Origin of the sequence: Boseongicola sp. (assembly GCA_014075275.1) — a bacterium.
Classification (GTDB): domain Bacteria; phylum Pseudomonadota; class Alphaproteobacteria; order Rhodobacterales; family Rhodobacteraceae.
Genome location: CP046179.1, coordinates 3,098,738 through 3,117,519, shown reverse-complemented (window position 1 = coordinate 3,117,519; position 18,782 = coordinate 3,098,738). Strand labels below are relative to the sequence as shown.

Genomic DNA, 18,782 nt, shown 5'->3' with positions numbered 1-18,782 from the left:
AAAAACCTTGTCTTGCCGTCAATTAGACGCCTGGGTGGCCAACCAATGCAACTGCTGCTTAAGCGCTCCCGGAAAGCCCGCGAGGGTCGATATTCAGGTCGCGCAATACGAAAATTCCGCTGAGCACAAGAATTGATACTACCAAATTGGGCGATAGTCTGGCGCTCAGGTTGCGCGCAAACTTTTCGTCACGTGACAGCATCATTGCCGCTACCAAAAAAACATTGAGCAAGGCGATAGCCATGAAACGCGAAACGTCAAATGCGACCACCATCAGCGACAGGGGCGCGACGATCGCCCCCGTTGCAGCAATGCGATCCACCAGCGGCCGGTGCGACATAGCTGCGAGCATTGGCAAAAATGTCAACGCGATCATGACAAAACCTACGCCACCATAGGACGTGAGCCGGAAAATGTAGTCGTTGGTGGCCCATGCTTCAGCGTGCACACCCTGACCCGCGGGCAGGTCGACTAAAGGATCAAGAGTATCTGGGCGAAAATCAAATCCAAGGGCGCGGCTGTCAATATAGGCGTGAAGGGCAGCGGAACTTTCTAGCGGATACGTTCCGAATACGATCACAAGCGCAGCGATCACCGTGGCAAACACTGGCATTATCAAAGCCATCATCAGTCGGTTGACCATTGGCGCTTCGGGCCGACGCAACCACAGTTCCAACCCGATCAGTGGCGCAAAGTAAGGCAGCATATTTTCGTGAACAAGGACTCCGACTGCCACCATTACCAGCCGCAATACTATCCCAACTGTCGTTGACTGCATGGAAACTGCAATCAGTGTCAGAACCACCAGCAACTGATCGAGGTATCCGGTGTTACCAATGACCGTGGCGGTACCAATTGACGTTGCGAACAACAAAAGAAGGATGCCGCCGGGTTCAGCAACTTGAAACCGGTCGCGGAAATAGAAGAATGTCGCAAAAGCCACCGTCATGGACATCAACAGTGCAACAGAATGAACATCGGTCTGCGACATACCGACGGGATAGGCCCAACTTAGAATTTCGCCGAACAGACCACGCCGTTGAAAACCCATGTCATAGGTGAACAGAAACTGCGTTTCCGCCCACAGATATGGTGCGCGCATGCGGGACAGCGCGATCAAAAACAGCGCGAAGGCCGAAAACCACAACGAAAATCGCCAGGTCAACTTCATGGAGCCTACCTTACGTGTCGGCGGCCTGACCCTGATCAACCCGCCTAAGTCCCTTCAATTAAAAGACAAAGCGCCGGGAATGCAAAGCCAAGGGGACAGAATCCGCACCTACCGAGCGTTCTGTTGTAATTTTGGTGCGACGCAAATGATTGCTGCAAAAGAAAAAAGGGCCGCCCAATCAGGGCGGCCCTTTCGAATTCAATTGGCAGATTGTACCATTAGAATTGCAACAGTTTACTCGACGATTTTCGACACGACGCCGGCGCCGACGGTGCGGCCGCCTTCGCGGATCGCAAAGCGCAGGCCCTGTTCCATCGCAATCGGCGCGATCAGCTCAACGCCGAACGACACGTTGTCGCCGGGCATGACCATCTCGGTGCCAGCGGCCAGTTCAACTGTGCCGGTGACGTCCGTCGTGCGGAAGTAGAACTGCGGGCGATAGTTCGCGAAGAACGGCGTGTGGCGGCCACCTTCGTCCTTGGTCAGGATATAGGCCTCGGCCTCGAACTTGGTGTGCGGCTTGACCGAACCCGGCTTACACAGAACCTGACCGCGCTCAACGCCGTCACGATCAACACCACGCAAAAGTGCGCCGATGTTGTCGCCTGCTTCACCACGATCCAACAGCTTGCGGAACATTTCAACGCCTGTGCAGGTCGTCTTCTTGTTGTCGCGGATGCCGACGATTTCGATCTCGTCGCCCACGTTGATCACGCCACGCTCAACACGCCCCGTCGCAACCGTGCCGCGACCCGAGATCGAGAACACGTCCTCGACTGGCATCAGGAACGGCTGGTCAATCGCGCGCTCTGGGGTTGGGATCCATTCGTCAACAGCCGCCATCAGCGCCTTGATCGACTCTTCGCCGATCTCGGGCGAGTTGCCTTCCATTGCCGCCAGAGCCGAGCCCTTGATGATCGGAATATCGTCGCCAGGGTAATCGTAGCTGCTCAGCAGTTCACGGATTTCCATTTCGACCAGTTCCAGAAGCTCTTCGTCGTCAACCTGGTCAACCTTGTTCATGTAAACGACCATAGTCGGGATGCCGACCTGGCGACCCAAGAGGATGTGCTCGCGGGTCTGAGGCATCGGGCCGTCAGCTGCGTTCACAACCAGGATCGCGCCGTCCATCTGTGCGGCACCAGTGATCATGTTCTTCACATAGTCAGCGTGGCCAGGGCAGTCGACGTGCGCATAGTGGCGCGCTTCGGTTTCATATTCGACGTGCGCCGTCGAGATCGTGATCCCGCGCGCTTTTTCCTCAGGCGCGCCATCAATCTGGTCATACGCTTTGAAGTCGCCAAAATACTTCGTGATCGCCGCCGTCAGCGTCGTCTTGCCGTGGTCAACGTGACCAATCGTGCCAATGTTAACGTGCGGTTTATTACGTTCAAACTTTGCCTTTGCCATCGCCTTTAGCCTCTAGGTGGTGCATATCGCGCGCCACCTAGCCCTTCGGGGGCAGAAAATCAAGCGTCAGTTGACCGTTTCGGCAGGTCTGGCGCGACTGACATCCGGTGCCGGGGTTCGGATATCGAAAGGAACGCGGATTTGGTCGGCCCGGGGCTGAAACCAGTCCGGATTGTCCTGCAACCATTCTTCGATGGCGCGCGCTGCATTTGCTGACAGGTTCTCAAGCTGTTGTTCAGGTTCACGCACATTGCCGGACCCCAAAAATGGCACGGCATTCGCAAAACCCTCGCCAACCTGAATGCGCTTTGGTGAGGTGTTCAAAGGCTCACGTGTTCTGTTGTCGAAGATCGTGACATCCAGCAAAAGAACGGATTTTGGCGAATAGACAACTGGTATGCCCGGCTGCGCCAGAGTCACACCGCCCACGACAATACCCAGATGATAAAGACCGTTGCCGTCATACTTGCGCAAACGCTCGGCCACAGCATTTTGAACCGAAGCTTCCAGATCAGTTTCGCTCATCTCACGCGAAAACGGGCCTCGGACGACGTTGTCAGCAATCGCAATGTTATGTCCAAGTCGGAAATCACCCAGCGGCACCAGCGGCACTTCGGCTGCATCCTCGATGGCACAGCCGCCAAGGAACACCGCACAGAATGTGATCAGAATGGCCTGCTTCATTTTATTGGCTCCCACCGCCCTGCATTGAACTACCGCGCCACAGTCCGGCCCGCAAGTTAGCCACACATGTTTTGAATGGCTGTCCAACCTTCATCCGATAGGCTTGGCAAAGGGTCGTTTTCCAGTCGATCGCTGGCTGTACCCGAGTTCGCTATCCGATCCCCAAGCGCCGGGTGCGACGTGAAATGAGCCGCAATGCCTTCCGCCTCGCCGTATTCTTCCTGCATGCGCTGGAACAGCGTGCCCAACGCAGCCGGATCAATACCCGCCTTCAAAAGCAAATCGATACCATAGTTATCAGCAGCAGCCTCAGCTTCGCGGCTATAATCAGCCTGAATGAGTTGCTCGACCAAAAACAAAACAGCCGCGCCACCCGCGAAATCGCCAAATAGCAAGCCTAGAACTCCGAGCGAACCTGCCGAACGCAGGGCAATGCGCGTTGGGTCTCGGGCCGCGACATGGCCAATCTCATGCGCCAGAACCGCAGCAATTTCATCAGGCCCTTCTGCCATGTCCAGTATGCCGCGGAAGAAAACCACCTGCCCCCCCGGCAAAGCAAACGCATTGACCAGCGAATGATCCAGAACGGTGATCTGGATCGGGTACGGCAAATCCAGGCCATCGCCTTCTAATGTGGCCAGCATCGTCGCAATTGCCTGATCACCTTCTGGTGTGGAACAGACACTGACAAAACCAGTGAAATCATTGCTGAGCGCTGAACGGATTTGCTCAAGCGTAGCCTCCCCCAGCGCCTGTTCTCCCCGCGTTGGCAAAACTTTGGCGAGTTGATCAGCCATGACCGGAACTAGAAGAAAGACGATAGCAAAGACGGCGGCAACTGCGCCCGCAGCCCAAGCCATGACGCGACCCCGCCCTCTCGCTGGTGGCCGGACGGACAGCTTCGGAGCGCGTTGACGCAGAACGACGATGGATTCGGAATCCGTCAGAATAAGCCGGGTGAGTGCGCGATCCGTGGTGGTCAAGATCAAGCGGCTGGCATCAGCCTGATCCGGCACTTCGCGCAGGTCAGCGATTTTCCAATGCTCTGGGGGAGCGTCGACAGGGCGGATGGTTAATGCGCGCGTGCGATCATCAATTTCGAAGGCAACGCGCTGCGCCTTGGCACTGCGCCCGTCAAAGAAATCGGCAAAACCTTCTGGTTTTTCGGGCGTGGCTCCAACGTAAATCGGCGTGCTGATGACGCGATCACTGCTCATATGGCCGCCCCTAAATCTAACGCCTCGGCAAAGCCTTCGGCTTCGCGATGTTCGTCGCGCTCGCGCTGGCGGATATCGTGCAGGGACTCTGTGCCAATAAGTGTGAGAGTGTCCGCATAGTGCCGCCAAATCGGAAGAGTCACAAAAACATGACGCAGGCTGGCCCAGATGACAAAAACAATAAAATAGATCGCAAACCCGGCTATCTGTAGTGTCAGACCGGGATTGGCAAGATTTTCGACTGCTTCGAAGGAAAACCCTTCGCCAATACTGACCAACCACACGGCCAGGAAAACGACGGCCGCGATACCTGCCGCAATCGAGGTCAGAATCCACGTGACAGTGTAGCCGAAGATATAAATTCCAATCACTCTCGGCGCCCGGGCTTTTGAGAGAAAATGGATGTTTCCGGCTGATTTCGCATTTGTCAGCAAGCGAAAGCTGCGCACCGAGTACCAAGCCCAGGTCACAGCCAGCATAGGAACAGCCGCGATTAACGCAAAGGCGGCAATCTCGACATCATCTGACAGATAACTGTGAACCCCTGCGGCTACCGTCAGTGCGACGACCAGCCAGAACGGCAACATACCTTTGATCAGCATGGTGCTGTTGCCGCCCTGTTCTATCTGGCGATCGCCATACCACGTTCGGTCAATGCGAAACTTTTCCAGCCAGAACGTCATGCGCGGCCACAGCAGGCCCAGACTGAGGATAGTCAGAGACCAGTGAACCATAGCGCGCCAGGCATAGCCCCACGCGCCGGGATCGACCCCAAAGCGAATTCCGCGCCAGCGAGTGCGCGCCAGCACATATCGCCGCGCCCGGTAGCGTGCGTAAAACCAAAGCGGGATAACGCCAACAAAAGAGGCAATGTAAGCTGCCGTGTTACCGTCAAACAGCGAGAAACTGATGACCATCAGGATCAGGTTCACGATGCCGATGTAGAAGGCCAGGATGACCACGGCGATGAAGAACCCAAGCAGCTTTTCCAGAGGTTGGCCGACGTATTCCAGATGATGAGAGCCGATGCGGATTGACGACCAGTAATAGCGTCTGAGACGCGTTTTCATCCAAAAGCGATAGAATCCAACGGTAAGAACGGTAAGCAGACCCATAAAGAAAGCCATGCGAAACAACCGCCCGCGTTGTCCAATGAACCGAGTTGTCAGATCAGTGGCGGCCACGGCTCAGGTAAACCTGTTGTCCTGCGGAAACCCACGCGGTGCCATGCGCCCGGCCCCGGCGCGTGCGCCCTGCCATTCCGCCAGTTCGGTGACGTTTCGCGTGCGCCCCGCCGGATCAAGCCAACTGAGACCTTCGGCCATCGTGAAGGTGCGGGCATCAGACAGGCCGCCGTCTTTATACTTTTGCAGGCGCACACCCTTGCCGCGCGTCATCTCGGGCAGGTCGGCCACGGGGAACACCAGCATCTTCCGGTTTTCGCCAACGGCGGCGATATGATCGCCATCAACCGGTTTACAGACCAAAGCGCGCGTCTCGCCTTTGACGTTCAGCACCTGTTTGCCAGCGCGTGTCTGCGCCACAATCTCGTCCTCGGGCACCACAAAGCCATCGCCAGCGCTGGACGCCACCAACAATTTGCGGCCCGGCGCATGGATGAACAGCGACACGATTTCAACCTCGTTCGGCAGATCGACCATCAGGCGCACTGGTTCGCCCATGCCGCGCCCGCCAGGCAGGCTTGACGCCGAAAGCGTGTAAAACCGCCCGTTCGAGCCACAAATCAGCAGTCGGTCGGTGGTTTCCGCGTGGAAAACAAAGCGCGGACCGTCACCGTCCTTGAACTTTAGCTCGCGATCCAGCGCGATGTGGCCGGTCATGGCGCGAATCCAGCCCATCTGGCTGCACACAACCGTAATCGGCTCGCGGTCGATCATCGCTTCCAGCGGCACATCTTCGACCACACCAGCCTCGGCAAAGGTCGAACGGCGGGCACCGCCTTCGTAGTCCTTGCCGAATGCTTTCTTCACTTCTCGCAGTTGTTCGGCAATCTTCGCCCACTGCTGACCCTCGTCAGCCAACAGATCTTCCAGCGCCGCCCGCTCAATCAGCAATTCGTCGTATTCGCGGCGCAGTTCGATCTCTTCCAAACGGCGAAGGGCGCGCAGGCGCATATTCAGGATTGCTTCGACCTGAACCTCGCTCAATTCACCTTCACCCTCGGGCGGGCTAACGTAATCGGTCTCGTCCATCGCGCGCACGAAATCGCGGGACCAATCCTCGCGCATCAATGCCGCTTTGGGGTCGTCGTCATAGCGGATGATGTCGATCACGCGATCCAGGTTTAGGAACGCCGTGATAAAGCCTTCCAATACCTCAAGGCGGTGATCAATCTTGTCCAGCCGGTGTTGCGAGCGGCGCTGAAGCACGTCGCGGCGATGCTCCATAAAGGCGCGCAGCACTTCTTTCAGCGAGCAGACCTTGGGCGTCACGCCGTCGATCAGCACGTTCATGTTCAGGCTGAACCGAGTCTCAAGATCGCTGTTACGGAACAGCATGTTCATCAGGACATCGGCGTCGACGTTGCGCGAACGTGGTTCCAGCACGATGCGGATATCTTCGGCGCTTTCGTCGCGCACGTCGCCAAGGATCGGCACCTTTTTGGTCTGGATCACTTCGGCCAGCTTCTCGATCAGCCGGCTTTTCTGCACCTGATAGGGGATTTCGGTGACAACCACCTGCCATTGGCCGCGTCCAAGATCCTCGATCTCCCAGCGGGCACGAACCCGAAAACCACCACGGCCCGTGCGATAGGCCTCGGCAATCGAATCTTTCGGTTCAACAATGATGCCACCGGTCGGGAAATCCGGCCCCGGCACCATCTCGATCAGGGTATCGTCGCGCACCAATTCGCTGTTCTTCGCTTTGGCCAAATGCAGGCAGGCATCGCACAGCTCATTCAGGTTATGCGGCGGAATATTCATGGCCATACCAACGGCGATCCCGCTGGAACCATTGGCCAGCAAATTCGGGAAAGCGGCGGGCAGAACCACCGGTTCATCCAGCGTGCCGTCATAGTTCGGACGATAGTCGACCGCGTTCTCGGTCAGCCCTTCCATCAGCGCCTCGGCGGCGGCTGTCAGACGCGCCTCGGTATAACGTTCCGCGGCCGGATTATCACCGTCGATATTGCCGAAATTGCCCTGACCATCGACCAGCGGATAGCGAACATTAAAGTCCTGCGCCAAGCGCGCCATCGCATCGTAAATCGCCTGATTTCCGTGCGGGTGATAGTTGCCCATCACATCGCCCGAGATCTTAGCCGATTTTCTGAATCCACCGCTGGACGACAGCCTGAGTTCCCGCATTGCATAGAGAATCCTGCGGTGAACCGGCTTCAATCCGTCCCGCGCATCAGGCAAAGCACGGTGCATAATCGTCGACAACGCATAGGTCAGATACCGCTCGCCAATAGCGCGGCGCAGCGGTTCGGCGATATTTGCCGGGTCGATATTGGGGTCGTCGGTCGTATCTGACATAGATGATGTGTAACTGCGCGGATTGAGAGGGTAAAGCGCAGAACTGACGTGTTTCGCTGAGATTTCCCCGGGACTCTTGGTTGGAAAATCTGCTAGTAACAGAACCCACAAAGTTGCTTCACGCGCGCCGTTCCTGGGGGGAATTTGGCAATGTTCAAGTTGATCGCGGTCACACTGGCCGTCATTTACGCTGTTTTTATGGTTTTCGGCGACGGCCCCAAGGCCGAGCGTGTGACCCGCGATGCCCGCGAGCCTTTATTCAATTTCTCTTTGGCGTCGTTCACTACGCCCGAAGAACAAGTTGAAACTCAGACCCTTGCTCCTCTGCCCACGGTCAGCGAGTCCGACGCCGTTGCCGCCGCACTGGAGGCGGGGAAAACACTGCGCGCAACGCGCGACAATGGCGAAGTTTTGCAAAGCATCACAACCGCCGAAAAGGTTCAGCCGACGCAGCAGCAACCGTCAGATCTATGGTACGTGAGCGGAGCCAAGGTAAATCTTCGCTCGGGTCCTGGAACCGGCAATGCCGTTGTCGCGCAACTGACACAGGGTACCAAAGCCGAAGCGCTGACCGACACCGGATCGGACTGGATCGAGATCAGGACAACAGATGGAACTGCTGGTTGGATCTTCGGCAAGTTCCTGTCGGATCAGCCACCCGCCTAAGGCCTTTGCGGCGCGTTTTCCGGATAGGTCGGCCAATCTGCCGGGAAGCTCACCCAAGGATGTTTTTTGCTTGCCCAAACCGCGCGCGCTGGCTCTTGCACGATAGTATCCAATACCCCAACAGGAACGCCAATATGATCGGGCCGCATCTCGCCTGACCAGCAAAGAGTGGTGCCACAGGTAGGACAAATCTGATTTTGGATTTCCCGCCCCGATGCGGCGCGCCGAACCCAACTTTGACGCGCGCCGGTGATCGTCACCGCGTCCTTGCGAAAAAACGCACCGACCCCGAACGGCGAGCCGCTGCGCTTTTGGCAGGCCCGACAATTGCAGACGCTGACCATATCTGGATCCACATCCGCTTCTAAAACCAGTGAACCGCATTGACACGACGCCCGATGACTTGCCATCTCACACCTCCTTGAATTTCAGAGAAGCCTAGATGCCTACGCCGCAGAAATCCATTCTGATTACCGGATGCTCCTCTGGCATCGGACACGATGCCGCGAAAGAATTCGCGCGTCGCGGTTGGAAAGTCTTTGCCGGGTGCCGAAAGGCCGAAGATGCTGCAAAGATCGAAGGTGAAAATCTGATCGGTATCCATCTGGATTACGAAGACGAAACGACGATCATTTCGGCAGTCGAGCGTGTTCTGGCGGAAACCGGTGGGACATTGGATGCGCTTTTTAACAACGGCGCCTACGCCATCCCCGCCCCTGTCGAGGATATAAGCCGCGAAGCAATGACGGCGATATTCAACGCAAACTTTCTGGGCTGGCACGACCTGACCGCGCGGTTGATCCCGGCTATGCGCGCCCAAGGACACGGACGGATAGTCAATTGCTCATCCGTATTGGGCTTGGTGTCGACACCCTATCGCGGGGCATATGCCGCGACGAAATTCGCGGTAGAAGCTTGGTCGGACGCCCTTCGCATGGAAATGGCAGACCTGGGCATTCAAGTATCCCTGATCGAGCCCGGACCGATTGCCACCCAGTTTCGCCCAAATGCCATTCGCGCCTTCGAACGGTGGATTGACTGGGAAAACTCGCCAAGGGCGGATCAATACCGCAGTGATTTATTGAATCGGCTCTATAAGGGATCGAGCGGCAGTTCATTTCGAAAATCACCATCTGCTGTTACTGCTAAATTGATCCATGCCGTCGAAAGTAGGCGCCCCAAGGCGCGCTACTTTGTGACGGCACCCACTTACGCGGCAAATCTGTTGCGCCGTGCTTTACCGACTTCGCTATTGGACCGGATTCTGATACGGGGCTGACCTGAGACGCAAGGTCGCGGTCGAATTGGGCCGCACACGACCTAAGTTTCCGACAAACGTTACTGTGCGAGGAAGTATGCTGGAAGACCCGCTGTTTATTGTCGTCGCTATTGCAGTGCTAATCGTGCTGGGCATTTTGCTGACAGGGGTCGGCGGTTTTGCCAAAGGCGGCGACTTTAACAAGAAGCACGCCAACCGGATCATGCGCTATCGCATCTATGCGCAGTTCGTGGCGGTTGTTTTAATTATGATTTTCGTGCTGGTGCGCGGGTCGGGGGGATAAGCCTATGGTCGTATTGAATAAAATCTACACTAAGACCGGTGATGCAGGAGAAACTGCGCTGGGGAACGGGGATCGTGTAGCCAAACACTCGGCCCGGGTGAACGCCTATGGCACGGTCGACGAGTTGAGCGCAGTGGTTGGCATGGCCCGTCTGGTAGCGGACGACGAGACCGACAAACTTCTGTCCCTGATCCAGAATGACCTTTTCGATCTTGGCGCGGACCTTTGCCGCCCGGATATGGAGAAGGATGACGAGGCGGGATATCCCGTCTTGCGCATGGTGCCTGCCCAGACCGACAGACTGGAAGGTGAAATCGACGCTATGATTGACCGGCTGGAACCCCTGCGATCGTTCATATTACCTGCGGGATCGCCGTTGGCCACGCAAATGCACCTTTGCCGCACGGTTGCCCGCCGCGCCGAACGGCTGACGGTCGAACTGGCAACTCTGGAATCGGTCAACGAGGTGGCTATCAAATATCTGAATCGTTTGAGCGACTGGTTCTTTGTGGCCGCGCGCATCGCCAACGACGAAGGCCGCGCCGATGTGCTGTGGCAACCTGGCGCGAACCGGTGAACGAGTTCCGAGACGGAAATCAAACCGGAAACTGAAATCAGTTTCCGCTACGCCGCCGGCTCCCAAAGCTCGACCGGGTTACCTTCAGGATCGTGAACACGGGCGAAACGCCCTACTCCATCCATTTCAGACTCGTGTGAAACAGCTATCCCTGCCGCTCTGAGTTGCGCTGTCATCGCGTCCAGATCGGCGACGCGAAAGTTCAGCATAAACGCCTTGTCTGTAGCAAAGTAATCAGTGTCGTCCGAGAATGGCGCGAAAACAGTTACACCACCTTCGCCAATCCAGGGTGGCGTTTCCATATCCGTGGGCGCCGGGCTCACTCCCAAATGAGTGTCGTACCATGCGGCCAGTGCGGATGGATCACGCGCACGAAAAAACACTCCACCAACACCCAAAACCTTTTCCATGACCAATTTCTCCTGACTGAACTTTCCTATCCTAGCACGCAGATCGCAATAAGGGGCGCTGAGCGACCAAATCGCGGCAATTTTGCACTGTTTTCTGACTGTGACCTTAGATAAACCGGCCAAGAATCGGGGGATGGCCCCCAGATAGATGGAGTTTACGCAAATGAAGGTGTTGGTGCCCGTCAAACGCGTGATCGACTACAACGTGAAGGTTCGTGTTAAAGCGGACGGATCAGGTGTCGATCTTGCGAACGTGAAGATGTCAATGAACCCGTTCGACGAAATTGCCGTGGAAGAGGCGATCCGCCTGCGTGAAGCTGGCAAAGCCGACGAGGTCATTGCAGTTTCGATCGGTGTTAAGCAGTCTCAGGAGACCCTGCGCACGGCTTTGGCCATGGGGGCGGACCGCGCCATTCTGATCGTTGCCGCCGACGATGTGCACACTGACATCGAACCTTTGGCCGTGGCCAAACTGCTGAAAGCAGTTTGCGACGAAGAGCAGCCCGGCGTTGTTCTGTGCGGCAAACAAGCCATCGACAATGACATGAACGCCACCGGTCAGATGCTGGCCGCCCTTACCGGTTGGGCACAGGGCACTTTTGCTTCTGAAGTCGACATCGACGGCGATGCCGCGACGGTAACACGCGAAGTCGATGGCGGTCTTCAGACCATCAAGGTCAAGATGCCAGCGATCATCAGCGTTGACTTGCGCCTGAACGAACCGCGCTATGCCTCGCTGCCGAACATCATGAAGGCGAAGAAAAAACCTTTGGATGAAAAGACACCAGCAGACTACGGCGTCGATGTCACGCCACGGCTTCAAATCCTGTCCACGGGTGAACCCGAGGCACGTAAGGCCGGTGAAATTGTTGGTTCAGTTGACGAACTTGTAGCGAAACTCAAAGAAGCGGGGGCCGTATCATGAGCGTTCTTCTTCTTGGCGAAGTGAACAACGGCGAATTGTCGATGGACGCAACTGCCAAAACAGTAGCGGCCTGTGGCGCGCTGGGTGATGTAACCGTCTTGTGCGCAGGTGCTTCGGCCGCTGCTGCCGGTGACGCAGCCGCAACAATTCAGGGTGTGTCCAAAGTATTGGTCGCCGAAGATGACTCGTTGGGTCATCGCCTGGCAGAGCCCACGGCCGCCCTGATAGTATCGCTTGCTGGCGACTACAGCCACATCATCGCACCCGCGACCACAGACGCCAAAAACGTGTTGCCGCGAGTGGCAGCAATGCTGGATGTCATGGTGATTTCGGACGTATCTGGCGTTGTCGACGCCGACACTTTCGAGCGTCCAATCTATGCAGGCAACGCCATTCAAACGGTGAAATCTTCGGACGCCACCAAAGTCGTGTCTGTTCGCACGTCGACATTCGACGCAGCGGAAGAGGGCGGCAACGCGCCAGTTGAAACCATTGGTGCTGCTGAGAATCCTGGCCTGTCGGAATGGATCGAAGACAAAGTCGCCGCCAACGACCGCCCTGAATTGACTAGTGCCGGTGTGGTTGTATCCGGTGGTCGTGGCGTCGGATCGGAAGAAGACTTTGCCCTGATTGAAAAACTGGCTGACAAGTTCGGTGCCGCTGTTGGCGCATCGCGTGCTGCGGTCGATTCAGGCTATGCACCGAACGACTGGCAGGTCGGTCAGACCGGTAAGGTCGTGGCCCCTGACTTGTATGTTGCGGTGGGCATCTCGGGCGCGATTCAGCACCTTGCTGGGATGAAGGACTCGAAAGTCATCGTTGCTATCAACAAAGACGAAGAGGCTCCGATCTTCCAGGTTGCCGATTATGGTCTGGTCGCCGACCTCTTTACCGCGGTGCCCGAGTTGATCGAGAAACTCTAGGCGGCAGAGCATTTTTGCTATTTGGCGGCGCGTCGGCATCCCCGGCGCGCCGTTTTTTAAATGGATCGGCTATGACCGATTGCAGGGCTGCAGCCGTTTCGGCATGAAAAATCGGGCCAGGCATGGCGGCGGCTGCCTGTTCATCTGAAGGCCAGAAATGCATGCCATCCAACCCTTCGCTGCGCGCTGTATCACTGGCCACAACTTCGACAATACCGCCAATCATGGGCGACAGCGCCTCAAGCATATCACGATCAACGAACAGCGGATCAATCGCCTGTGCTGCAGTCGAAGCGTCTTCTGGTCGCCGTTCGGACATCCACAGAAGAACAGTTTCACCCCTGATTTCCCTTAGTATGAGGCGCATGCGATTGACCCAGGCCTTTTTCAGCTCGGCAACCAAATCGTCGAAGGCCGGCGAAGCATCTTTTTCCAATGTGCTGAGCAGATGGCCGGTAAAATGAAAATCCGTAAAATCCACGCTGGGAAATAAGTTCTGAAGCCTGTCGGCTGCACCGAGGAAGCGGTCGTTACGGCGGGGATGAACCGAGTAGAAACGGTTCGACATGTTCTGTGCGCCCAGAACCTGAATGACGGTCAAGCGCGCTTGGGATGCAATACCAAGAATTGCCGGATCGTCTGCAATAAGGGTCAAACCGGCGTGCATGACACCAAGATTCACAACCGGTTCCTTCAATGCATCAGAAAGCAGATTTGAATACGGAGAACCGACGAACTTCCCATAGGTTTCGCTGCCGCCAAGAACTGCCACGTAGGGCTCGTCCAATACCGATTTCGGCCCGCGAAACTGAATTCGGGACGGCGCATAGCGGCACGGATGGTAGTTCAGCGGCGGTGCTATGTCGTCCTTTTCAATCACCGTAACCCAGACCAGTCGAATTCACCCAAAGGCGACACTGAACGAACCGAGTTGATAATTGACTAAAAACAGCATTTTAGCCAAAAGCGCGACATCGATGTGCCTTGCGCCCCGTTGGTCCCTGGGCCTATTGTCTGGCCGAGCAAGGAGAGCATTGCATGGATATCAAATCGGTCGGCGTGATTGGCGCAGGGCAGATGGGCAACGGAATTGCCCATGTTTTTGCTTTGGCTGGGTATTCCGTGCTGATGACGGATGTCAGTCAGGATGCACTGGATAGTGCAATGGACCTGATCGGTGCCAACCTGGACCGGCAGGTTTCACGCGACAAAATCTCGCAAGCTGATCGCGACGCCACAGTCGCGCGTATCTCAATGACCATGAAGCTGAGCGACCTCGGCAAAACAGACCTTGTGATCGAAGCTGCGACAGAGCGCGAGTCAGTCAAGGCTGCAATTTTCGAAGATTTGGTGCCGCACCTGAAACCAAACACGATTTTGACATCAAATACTTCGTCGATCTCGATCACCCGTTTGGCAAGCCGAACCGACAGGCCCGAAAAGTTTATGGGATTCCATTTCATGAATCCGGTGCCTGTCATGCAGTTGGTCGAACTTATCCGAGGGATCGCCACCGATGAGGCGACCTACAAGGCTTGTGTCGGCGTAGTTGAGCAGCTTGGCAAGACCGCCGCCAGCGCCGAAGACTTTCCTGCATTCATCGTGAACCGCATCCTGATGCCAATGATCAACGAAGCGGTCTACACGCTCTACGAAGGCGTCGGCTCGGTACAAAGCATTGATTCTGCAATGAAGTTGGGAACAAACCATCCGATGGGGCCGTTAGAATTGGCCGATTTTATCGGACTGGACACCTGCCTGGCCATTATGAATGTCCTCCATGAAGGATTGGCGGATACGAAATATCGACCTTGCCCTCTTTTGACGAAGTATGTCGAAGCCGGTTGGCTTGGTCGCAAAACAGAACGCGGTTTTTACGACTATCGCGGTGAAACACCAGTTCCGACGCGCTGAAACATTTCCCAGAGAGTGACGCAGTTTTCTGAGACAGGGTCTTCGTCAAAAGTCTCTCTAAGACTTTTGGGCGCTACATATCCTCGCCAAAGCGGTCAGCGATCAGCGCCTCTATTGCATCCATCAGTTTCTCTGCCGCGGGGCCGCTGGTCTCGACATCTATCGAAGTGCCAATAGACGCGCCCAACATCAAAAGCCCCATTATGCTGTCAGCCATGACTGACAAACCGTCTTTGGAAACCTCGGCATCGGCGTCATATTCTTCGACCAGTTCAGACAGTTTGGCTGAGGCCCGTGCATGCAGGCCTTTCACGTTGGTGATCGTGAAACTACGCGACACTGTTGTCGACATGCCCATCCCTTCAGCCATCAAAGCTATCAATGTATTTTCTACCCGCAGCTAAGGCAGCGGAAACAGATTTCGACAGCGGCTGATGGCGGGTTTTTGCCAGCTTAATCAGCATTGGCAAATTCGCCCCATAGATGATCTTGCGATCCGACGGAATGCAGGCCCGAAGCGACAAGTTGGACGGCGAACCACCGAACATGTCAGTCACAACCACAACGCCAGCGCCGGTATCAACACCGTCTGCTGCCGCGCAAATTTCGGCCTGCTTCTGGTCACGGTCATCATCTGGCGCAATCGATACAGCACGCACGCCGGACTGTCGTCCGACGACATGCTCCATGGCCGCCTGATACTCCTGCGCCAAACCGCCATGCGCGACAATGACAATGCCGATCAACTACCGTGTCCTCGAAATTATGCGCCCGCGACTCACACCGCGCCGTTCCAGTTCCCTGTGCCGTATTGACACCTGCCAGCCCTTATCCGCAAGGGTCTTTGCCACGGTTTCAGCCATAGCAACTGAACGATGCTGACCACCCGTGCACCCAAAGGCCAGTGTCAGATAGGTCTTTCCTTCCTCTTTAAAAGCCGGAAGAAGAAGATCCGTCATATTCGTGACGCTGCGGAAGAACTCTGCATGCCGCTTATCGGCGGAAACATAGTCCTGCACGTCCGGATCGCGACCGTCCATATCGCGCAAAGAGGCTTCCCAATGCGGGTTCGCCAGGAATCGAACATCAAGAACAATATCGACTCCGCGGGGTAGACCACGTTTGTATGAAAAACTCTCGACAGAGATGACCAAAGGGTCTCCGCCGGGCATGCCAAACATGCGATCAATCTCGGCGCGAAGGTCATGAACAGTCAGCTCGGACGTATCGATCAAAAAGTCGGCGCGGGCGCGCACCGGCACCAAAAGTTCCATCTCGCGTTCGATGCCAACTCCAGGCGTTTCGGATGGTGCAAGAGGATGTCGTCGACGAGTTTCTGAATAGCGCCGCACCAGCACATCTGCGCGGCAATCCAGATACAGCACTTCAGCATCAACATCCGGATCACCGGATAGATCATCCAAAAGCGCCACCATGGCATCCGCTGAAAAATCGCGATTTCGCACATCGATTCCAAGCGCCAGCACTGGCGTGCGCGGTGGACCCGAAAGCAACCGCTCGACCAAAGACAACGGCAGATTGTCGATAACTTCAAACCCCAGGTCTTCAAGTGCATTCACCGCCGTTGAGCGACCTGCGCCAGACGGGCCGGTGACCAAAACCAGCTTCAATCTGCTGTTGTCATCGTCGATTGTGTGGCCGCCTGTCGTCATGGTTCCCTGCGTGCCCCTTTAAGGTAAACCATGATCATAGCGGCGAAAGCCGGGCTCTCAACCTTGCGCAAGCATGGAAAAGCCCGATTGCAGATCACGGTTTCGTGCCGGTCAGGCATCCGCGCATTTTCGGTGGTGTCGAGATCAACGACGTGGGTCAGCCGTGCGGGTGCCCAATTCGTCTGGAGCAGTCCAATACCGCGCGCCTCAATCAGACCCTGCAGGCGTTCGTGCGGGCGCATCCAAATCGCGCCCTCTGATCCTATTTGTATTTCGATCTGGTCATCGGCGACCAGAATTGCACCCAGCGACATTAACTCAACGGCGAGCGAGGATTTTCCAGAACCTGACTTTCCTTTGATCAGTAACCCGGCTGGACCTAGGGCCACCGCGCTTGCATGCAAGATTTGGGGACCGCTCATTTTGGTACCACTGTCGTCAGACAGGCAGGCCAACCACAAAGCGTGCGCCAAGTGGTTCGCTTGTCACATCGGCGTCAGTTGGGCGAATATTTTCGGCCCAGATCACGCCACCATGAGCTTCAACAATTTGTTTTGAAATCGATAGGCCCAGGCCCGAGTTGTCGCCAAAGTGGCTGACCGGGCGTTGGGTATAAAATCGGTTGAAAATCTTGGTCAGAGCCTGATCCGGTATACCTGGACCAGTGTCTTCGACGACGACAAGCACGCGGTTTTCGCGTTTTCGCACCCAGACCCGTATCGCATCGCCGTCTTCGCAAAAGGATATAGCATTGCCGATCAGATTAACGAAAACCTGAGCAAGACGAGACTCTAGACCGTCTATGACTATGGGTTCGCTGGGCACATCGGTGATAAACTCCACGCCCTTCTCTTTAGCGTCGTTGCCCAGAAAGTCGCTGATATTGCCGATCATTTTCAGGAGGTTGAACTGATCTTCCTCTTCCTTGACCAATTCGCTGTCCAACCGCGACGCGTTAGAGATGTCGCTGACCAAACGGTCCAGCCGCACGGCATCATGTTCGATAACATCCAAGAGTTTTTTCCGGTGATCCTCGCGTTTGGTCACTCTAAGCGATGTCACCGCCGAACCGAGCGAGGCCAGGGGATTCTTAATCTCGTGAGCAACATCAGCCGCGAATTGCTCGTTGGCATCGATACGATCATAGAGCGCCGCCACCATACCGCGGAGAGCGCCAGAAAGACGGCCAATTTCGTCCGGGCGCGCAGTCAGATCGGGTATGCGAACCCGGTTCGGGCTAACTCGGCGCGAATTCTTTTCGCGCCCAATCTCAGACGCCGCCGCAAGATCGGATAGCGGGTTCGCAATGGTCGAGGCCAACACAAGACTAAGCCCAATCGAAACCAGGATGGCGATGACAAACATTTGCAACACCTGCTCGCGCTCAGCGCGCACCAGGCTGTCAATTTCACCGGCCGCACTTGCAATGGCAACAGCGCCAACTGTTCGATCGCCCTGCTTGATCGGTGTCGCAACCGTAAAAATCGTGTTCCCGAAGTTATCGGTTGAAGATTGAACTTTGGTTCCACCGACCAGTGCCGAGGCTACCAAACCTGTCACCAATGTCTGATTGCCGGACTCCGTTGCCGGACCAGTATTATCTTTGCCAAATATGCCCGACAGACCATTCCAAACGGTATTCAGAAAATCAGTAATCACGGTCGATCGCCTGTCCGCGTCAAACTCACTGACCGGATTTGGTTGACGTGCCTGATTAACCGTCGTGGCAATCATTTGGCCGCCACTGTCAAAGACGAAAATCTCAGCCCCTGGGGGGATTGGCAATTTGGCCAAAGTCGCAGCAATACTTGCGCCCTCGTCTGCGGCCAGATCCACAGGTTCCGTTTCAGGTAGTTGTGACTCAAAGAACCCGGACAGTAATCCAGCTTCGACAACCAAGCTGCGTTCGCGTTGAAAAGACAGGCTGTCTCTGAACGGGTTAAGGAACAGGACCCCGGCGACCAACACGAGAATGGCCAGCAAATTGAACGTCACAATTTTTCGCGCCAGCGGCGACCGATTCATGGCGATGATGCCACGGCGGTCCCGCTTGGCCCGTGCTTCGCTTTCAGCTGCTGCGTCTTGGCCGATCCAATCTTCGCCAAGGACTACATCAGCGGTTTTGGCTGGTTTGCCTGCCACCCTGCTTG

Annotated in this window: 20 protein-coding genes and 1 pseudogene; 7 read left to right on the top strand and 14 right to left on the bottom strand. The window is 56.0% G+C overall.

From position 1 onward, the window contains the following. Nucleotides 1-58: 58 nt before the first annotated feature. The 6 genes from GKR98_15600 to parC all read right to left on the bottom strand — a co-directional run bounded on the left by GKR98_15600 (nt 59) and on the right by parC (nt 7,982). Nucleotides 59-1,171, bottom strand: a complete 1,113-nt coding sequence (locus GKR98_15600) for a hypothetical protein (GenBank protein ID QMU59478.1) — start codon at nt 1,169-1,171, stop codon at nt 59-61. Nucleotides 1,172-1,405: 234 nt separating this feature from the next. Beyond that, entirely contained in the window at nt 1,406-2,581 is a 1,176-nt protein-coding gene (gene tuf / locus GKR98_15595; GenBank protein ID QMU59477.1) for an elongation factor Tu, read from the bottom strand. Nucleotides 2,582-2,647: 66 nt separating this feature from the next. Continuing rightward, nucleotides 2,648-3,265: a hypothetical protein gene (locus GKR98_15590; protein QMU59476.1), complete on the bottom strand. Its 618-nt coding sequence runs from the start codon at nt 3,263-3,265 to the stop codon at nt 2,648-2,650. Nucleotides 3,266-3,321: 56 nt separating this feature from the next. After that, nucleotides 3,322-4,482 (bottom strand): M48 family metalloprotease, encoded by a 1,161-nt coding sequence (locus GKR98_15585; GenBank protein QMU59475.1) that lies wholly within the window; start codon nt 4,480-4,482, stop codon nt 3,322-3,324. Next, nucleotides 4,479-5,651 carry a DUF898 family protein gene (locus GKR98_15580; GenBank protein ID QMU60136.1) on the bottom strand — a complete coding sequence of 391 codons (1,173 nt, stop codon included), beginning with the start codon at nt 5,649-5,651 and terminating at the stop codon, nt 4,479-4,481. The genes GKR98_15585 and GKR98_15580 overlap by 4 nt, the downstream gene beginning before the upstream one ends. 18 nt (nt 5,652-5,669) lie before the next feature. Further along, a complete protein-coding gene (gene parC, locus GKR98_15575; protein ID QMU59474.1) occupies nt 5,670-7,982 on the bottom strand; it encodes a DNA topoisomerase IV subunit A in 2,313 nt (770 codons plus the stop codon). Between the two features lie 150 nt (nt 7,983-8,132). Between parC and GKR98_15570 the strand changes: the two genes are divergently transcribed. After that, a complete protein-coding gene (locus GKR98_15570) occupies nt 8,133-8,648 on the top strand; it encodes an SH3 domain-containing protein (protein QMU59473.1) in 516 nt (171 codons plus the stop codon). Here GKR98_15570 and GKR98_15565 read toward each other — a convergent pair. Then, nucleotides 8,645-9,058 (bottom strand): aldehyde-activating protein, encoded by a 414-nt coding sequence (locus GKR98_15565; protein ID QMU59472.1) that lies wholly within the window; start codon nt 9,056-9,058, stop codon nt 8,645-8,647. The genes GKR98_15570 and GKR98_15565 overlap by 4 nt on opposite strands. A 32-nt stretch (nt 9,059-9,090) precedes the next feature. On the opposite strand from GKR98_15565, the gene GKR98_15560 reads away from it, so the two are divergent. The 3 genes from GKR98_15560 (at nt 9,091) to GKR98_15550 (ending at nt 10,787) form a co-directional block, all read left to right on the top strand. After that, the gene (locus tag GKR98_15560; protein QMU59471.1) at nt 9,091-9,927 is read left to right on the top strand and encodes an SDR family NAD(P)-dependent oxidoreductase; all 837 of its coding nucleotides are present in this window, start codon (nt 9,091-9,093) and stop codon (nt 9,925-9,927) included. 76 nt (nt 9,928-10,003) lie between these two features. Continuing rightward, nucleotides 10,004-10,210 carry a twin transmembrane helix small protein gene (locus tag GKR98_15555; protein ID QMU59470.1) on the top strand — a complete coding sequence of 69 codons (207 nt, stop codon included), beginning with the start codon at nt 10,004-10,006 and terminating at the stop codon, nt 10,208-10,210. A 4-nt stretch (nt 10,211-10,214) separates the two neighbouring features. Further along, nucleotides 10,215-10,787, top strand: a complete 573-nt coding sequence (locus GKR98_15550) for a cob(I)yrinic acid a,c-diamide adenosyltransferase (protein ID QMU59469.1) — start codon at nt 10,215-10,217, stop codon at nt 10,785-10,787. Nucleotides 10,788-10,834: 47 nt separating this feature from the next. On the opposite strand, the gene GKR98_15545 is transcribed toward GKR98_15550, so the two are convergent. Continuing rightward, nucleotides 10,835-11,197, bottom strand: a complete 363-nt coding sequence (locus tag GKR98_15545) for a VOC family protein (GenBank protein ID QMU59468.1) — start codon at nt 11,195-11,197, stop codon at nt 10,835-10,837. A 163-nt stretch (nt 11,198-11,360) separates the two neighbouring features. On the opposite strand from GKR98_15545, the gene GKR98_15540 reads away from it, so the two are divergent. Continuing rightward, complete coding sequence (locus GKR98_15540; GenBank protein QMU60135.1) at nt 11,361-12,122, top strand: electron transfer flavoprotein subunit beta/FixA family protein; 762 nt, start codon at nt 11,361-11,363, stop codon at nt 12,120-12,122. Further along, nucleotides 12,119-13,045 carry an electron transfer flavoprotein subunit alpha/FixB family protein gene (locus GKR98_15535; protein QMU59467.1) on the top strand — a complete coding sequence of 309 codons (927 nt, stop codon included), beginning with the start codon at nt 12,119-12,121 and terminating at the stop codon, nt 13,043-13,045. The genes GKR98_15540 and GKR98_15535 overlap by 4 nt, the downstream gene beginning before the upstream one ends. A gap of 91 nt (nt 13,046-13,136) precedes the next feature. Here the strand turns inward: GKR98_15535 and GKR98_15530 are convergent. Continuing rightward, nucleotides 13,137-13,925: pseudogene (locus GKR98_15530) on the bottom strand (hypothetical protein). A gap of 158 nt (nt 13,926-14,083) precedes the next feature. Here GKR98_15530 and GKR98_15525 point away from each other — a divergent pair. Then, entirely contained in the window at nt 14,084-14,959 is an 876-nt protein-coding gene (locus GKR98_15525) for a 3-hydroxybutyryl-CoA dehydrogenase (protein ID QMU59466.1), read from the top strand. Between the two features lie 73 nt (nt 14,960-15,032). Here GKR98_15525 and GKR98_15520 read toward each other — a convergent pair whose 3' ends face one another. From GKR98_15520 to GKR98_15500, 5 genes are read right to left on the bottom strand one after another with little or no spacing between them, the layout of a single operon-like run. After that, entirely contained in the window at nt 15,033-15,311 is a 279-nt protein-coding gene (locus tag GKR98_15520) for an HPr family phosphocarrier protein (GenBank protein QMU60134.1), read from the bottom strand. Between the two features lie 10 nt (nt 15,312-15,321). Then, the gene (locus tag GKR98_15515) at nt 15,322-15,705 is read right to left on the bottom strand and encodes a PTS fructose transporter subunit IIA (protein QMU59465.1); all 384 of its coding nucleotides are present in this window, start codon (nt 15,703-15,705) and stop codon (nt 15,322-15,324) included. Further along, nucleotides 15,706-16,632 carry an RNase adapter RapZ gene (gene rapZ, locus GKR98_15510; protein ID QMU59464.1) on the bottom strand — a complete coding sequence of 309 codons (927 nt, stop codon included), beginning with the start codon at nt 16,630-16,632 and terminating at the stop codon, nt 15,706-15,708. It abuts the gene before it with no gap. Beyond that, complete coding sequence (locus GKR98_15505) at nt 16,629-17,054, bottom strand: serine kinase (GenBank protein ID QMU59463.1); 426 nt, start codon at nt 17,052-17,054, stop codon at nt 16,629-16,631. The genes rapZ and GKR98_15505 overlap by 4 nt, the downstream gene beginning before the upstream one ends. Nucleotides 17,055-17,070: 16 nt before the next feature. Next, a complete protein-coding gene (locus tag GKR98_15500; protein QMU59462.1) occupies nt 17,071-18,774 on the bottom strand; it encodes a HAMP domain-containing protein in 1,704 nt (567 codons plus the stop codon). Between the last annotated feature and the right edge of the window lie 8 nt (nt 18,775-18,782).

Excerpts from the sequence above, each read along its gene's own strand:
- GKR98_15535 (QMU59467.1), top strand. The coding sequence starts at position 12,119 with ATGAGCGTTCTTCTTCTTGGCGAAGTGAACAACGGCGAATTGTCGATG.
- GKR98_15545 (QMU59468.1), bottom strand. The coding sequence starts at position 11,197 with ATGGAAAAGGTTTTGGGTGTTGGTGGAGTGTTTTTTCGTGCGCGTGAT.
- tuf (QMU59477.1), bottom strand. The coding sequence starts at position 2,581 with ATGGCAAAGGCAAAGTTTGAACGTAATAAACCGCACGTTAACATTGGC.
- GKR98_15570 (QMU59473.1), top strand. The coding sequence starts at position 8,133 with ATGTTCAAGTTGATCGCGGTCACACTGGCCGTCATTTACGCTGTTTTT.
- GKR98_15525 (QMU59466.1), top strand. The coding sequence starts at position 14,084 with ATGGATATCAAATCGGTCGGCGTGATTGGCGCAGGGCAGATGGGCAAC.
- GKR98_15600 (QMU59478.1), bottom strand. The coding sequence starts at position 1,171 with ATGAAGTTGACCTGGCGATTTTCGTTGTGGTTTTCGGCCTTCGCGCTG.
- GKR98_15590 (QMU59476.1), bottom strand. The coding sequence starts at position 3,265 with ATGAAGCAGGCCATTCTGATCACATTCTGTGCGGTGTTCCTTGGCGGC.
- GKR98_15555 (QMU59470.1), top strand. The coding sequence starts at position 10,004 with ATGCTGGAAGACCCGCTGTTTATTGTCGTCGCTATTGCAGTGCTAATC.
- GKR98_15505 (QMU59463.1), bottom strand. The coding sequence starts at position 17,054 with ATGAGCGGTCCCCAAATCTTGCATGCAAGCGCGGTGGCCCTAGGTCCA.
- GKR98_15560 (QMU59471.1), top strand. The coding sequence starts at position 9,091 with ATGCCTACGCCGCAGAAATCCATTCTGATTACCGGATGCTCCTCTGGC.
- parC (QMU59474.1), bottom strand. The coding sequence starts at position 7,982 with ATGTCAGATACGACCGACGACCCCAATATCGACCCGGCAAATATCGCC.
- GKR98_15550 (QMU59469.1), top strand. The coding sequence starts at position 10,215 with ATGGTCGTATTGAATAAAATCTACACTAAGACCGGTGATGCAGGAGAA.
- GKR98_15540 (QMU60135.1), top strand. The coding sequence starts at position 11,361 with ATGAAGGTGTTGGTGCCCGTCAAACGCGTGATCGACTACAACGTGAAG.
- rapZ (QMU59464.1), bottom strand. The coding sequence starts at position 16,632 with ATGACGACAGGCGGCCACACAATCGACGATGACAACAGCAGATTGAAG.
- GKR98_15585 (QMU59475.1), bottom strand. The coding sequence starts at position 4,482 with ATGAGCAGTGATCGCGTCATCAGCACGCCGATTTACGTTGGAGCCACG.
- GKR98_15565 (QMU59472.1), bottom strand. The coding sequence starts at position 9,058 with ATGGCAAGTCATCGGGCGTCGTGTCAATGCGGTTCACTGGTTTTAGAA.
- GKR98_15520 (QMU60134.1), bottom strand. The coding sequence starts at position 15,311 with ATGTCGACAACAGTGTCGCGTAGTTTCACGATCACCAACGTGAAAGGC.